At 70.7% G+C, this 3156-nt stretch carries 3 protein-coding genes; all 3 read right to left on the reverse strand.

Going from position 1 to position 3156, the window contains the following annotated elements:
• Window positions 1-43: 43 nt before the first annotated feature.
• Window positions 44-778 carry an SDR family NAD(P)-dependent oxidoreductase gene (locus ASG00_RS13420; protein WP_235557419.1) on the reverse strand — a complete coding sequence of 245 codons (735 nt, stop codon included), beginning with the start codon at window positions 776-778 and terminating at the stop codon, window positions 44-46.
• A gap of 5 nt (window positions 779-783) precedes the next feature.
• Window positions 784-2190, reverse strand: coding sequence for an aldehyde dehydrogenase family protein (locus ASG00_RS13425; protein ID WP_045248589.1), 1407 nt, complete (start codon window positions 2188-2190; stop codon window positions 784-786).
• Between the two features lie 20 nt (window positions 2191-2210).
• A partial coding sequence (locus ASG00_RS18620; protein WP_235559599.1) for a GMC family oxidoreductase occupies window positions 2211-3156 on the reverse strand: 946 nt, incomplete at its 5' end.

Consider the following 3156-nt stretch of genomic DNA (forward strand, 5'->3'; position numbering starts at 1 on the left):
TTCGCGGCGACCCGCCGTGCGCTCTCTGGCGGCGCTCAGCCGATCAGCGCGCCAGGTAGCCGCCGTCGACGGGGATGTACGACCCTGTGATGAGGCTTGCCGCCGGACTGGCGAGCCAGGCGACGGCCGCCCCGATCTCCTCCGGTTGGCCGATGCGGTTGAGTGCGTGCAGGCCGGGCAGGCTCGCCTGCACGTCCGCGGGCAGGTTGCGCTCGAGACCGGTGGCGACGTAGGCCGGCCCGACAGCCAACGCCCGGACACCGCGACTTCCGTACTCGAGTGCGACCGTCTTCATCAGGCCGTTGATCGCGTGCTTCGCGGCCGCATAGGGAGACATCCCGACGAGCCCCCGCACACCGCCGAGGCTGGAGATCGTGACGATCACTCCCCCGCCGCGCTCGAGCAGGGCGGGGAGCTGGAGGCGCACGCCGTAGAAGACGCCATCGAGGTTGACGTCGAGCACGCGGCGCCACTGCGCCGGCGAGATGTCCGCCGTGTCCGTCGCCGGTTGCGTGATCCCGGCGTTGTTCACCGCCACGTCCAGCCCGCCCCAGTGCGCGCGCACGAGGTCGATGGCGCGCGCGTGCTCCTCAGTCGAAGTCGTGTCGAGCGCCTGGGCCAGCGCCACGCCGCCCCGATCCGCGATCTCCGCACGCACAGCGTCCGCGGCATCGCCATCGCGGTCCGTCACCAGCACCGCCACCCCCGTCTCGGCGAGCGCGAGCGCGCACGCGCGGCCGATGCCCCGGCCCGCGCCGGTGACGAGAGCGGTGCGCATGACGCTCATCGCGACGTGATGACGACCGGCACCGCCACGGACTTCAGCCCCTCGAACCCGAACTCCATGCCGTATCCCGATCCCTTGATGCCGCCGAACGGCACCATCGGGTGGATCCCGCCGTGCTTGTTGATCCACACGGTGCCGGCCTCGAGCCGCAGCGCCACCTCACGGGTCTGCGCGGGATCGTCGCCCCACACCGACGCGCCGAGTGCGGCATCCAGTCGATTGGCCGACGCGATCGCCGACTCGACCGTGTCGTAGCGGATCACCGGAAGCACCGGCCCGAACTGCTCCTCGTCGACGATCGGGTCGCCGTCGACAGCGTCGCCGACGATCGTCGCCTCGAAGAACGTGCGCCCGAGATGTGGCGCGGGCGAGCCGCCGGTCACGATGCGGCGTCCGCGGGCGCGCGCGTCGTCGACGAGGCGCGCGACGATGTCGAACTGCATCGCGTTCTGCAGCGGACCGAGCTCGTTCGACTCGTCGACGCCGCGCCCCATCGGGGTTGCGGCGGCCTTGCGGGCGAGAGCGTCGAGCACCTGCTCGTACTGCGACTCATGCACGTACAGGCGTTTGAGCGCGGCGCACGTCTGCCCGGTGTTGATGAACGCGCCCCAGAACAGCGCGTCGAGGTGGGCGTCGATATCGGTGCCGGGAAGCACGATGCCGGCGTCGTTTCCGCCGAGTTCGAGCGTGAGCCGAGTGAGGTTCTGAGCGGATGCCGCGGCGATAGCCTTGCCCGTCGCGGTCGAACCGGTGAACATGATCTTCCCGAAGGCGGGGTGCGACGTCAGCGCCGCACCGACCGCCCGGCCGCCCGAGATGACCTGCAGCACCCCCTCGGGAAGCACCTCGTTCAAGATGCTGACGAGCGCCAGCACGCTCAGCGGTGTGTACTCCGACGGCTTCACGATGACCGCGTTGCCCATCTTCAGCGCCGGGGCGATCTGCCAGATCGTGATCATGAGCGGCCAGTTCCACGGACCCACCGCGCCGACGAGACCGACCGGCTTGTAGATGAGCTCGGAGTAGTTCTCGGCGTCGTCGACGAGCACTTCGGGGGCCACCTCGAGGTCGGCGTTCACATGGAGCCAGCCCTGCACCGCCCCCACCTCGACGCGGGCGCCGATGCCGTTGAGCGGCTTTCCCTGTTCGCGCGAGACCGCGTCGGCCAGCTCGTCGGCGACGAGCGCGACCCGCTCGGCCGCCGCATGCAGCAGCGCGCCGCGCTCGCTGGCGGGTAGTGCTGCCCATGCCGGCTGCGCGATGCGTGCCCTCGTGATCAGCGCCTCGAGGTCGTTCACGACGTGCTCGGGGGCGTAGCCGATGGTCTCGCCGGTCGCGGCATCCGGAATCGGGCGTCCGCCGTCGACGCTGACGCGCTGCAGAAGGGGGTTCATCGTTCTCATCTCCTCGAGATCGGGTGCGCTCAGACGGCGGCGTTGGTGACCGCGACGGGCGCGTCGGCTGACGCGAGCAGGAAGTCTGCCGCCTTCTCGCCGATGACTGCGGCCGGAGCGTTGGTATTGCCGGTGGTGACCGTCGGGATGACCGACGCATCGGCCACGGTGAGACCGGCGACGCCGCGCACGCGCAGCGTCGGATCGACCACGGCACGGTCGTCGGAGCCCATCCGGCACGTGCCGACCTGGTGGTGGTAGGTGATGACGTGCTCGCGGATGTAGGCGATCAGCGCATCGTCGCCGGCGCCGGGTGCAGGGTAGACGACCGCCGCCCCCCACGCGTCGGCGAGTGCGGGCTGCGCACCCACCTCGAGGCACTGGCGCACGCTGGCGAGGATGCTCGCGAGATCCCGCGGATCTTCCAGCACGTGCGGATCGATGCGGATGCCGGCAGGGTCCCCGGCGTCGGCGAGCGTGACCTCGCCACGGCTGTGGGTCGTCACGAGCCCGGCCATGAGCGTGAACCCGGTGCCCTCGAACGACATGTCGGGTTCGAGCATCGGCACGCTGAACGTGATCGGCTGGGTGTCGGGCACCGCGAGGGCGGGATCCGACTTCCAGAACCAGTGGCTCTGCGTGACCGAGCGATGGGGGGCGGGCGCCTCGACCGGCCGCTCGGTGCCGAAGATGACGGGCACCAGATAGTGGTCGTGGAGATTCTTGCCTACGGGAAGGTCGGCGACCAGCGGGATGCCGTGGTCGGCGAGCTGCTCGGCCGGGCCGATGCCGCTGCGCAGCAGCACCTCGGCCGAGCCGAACGTTCCCCCGGCCAGCACGATCTCATCCGCCGTCAGAACCTCGAGCTGACCGTCGAACTCGATCTCGAGCCCCGTGGCACGGCCGTCCGCCACGATGACCCGCCGCACGACGACCCCGGTGCGCACATCGAGCGTTCCGGCAGCGACGGCCGGG

Origin of the sequence: Microbacterium sp. Leaf351, from assembly GCF_001423825.1 — a bacterium.
Taxonomy (GTDB): domain Bacteria; phylum Actinomycetota; class Actinomycetes; order Actinomycetales; family Microbacteriaceae; genus Microbacterium; species Microbacterium ginsengisoli.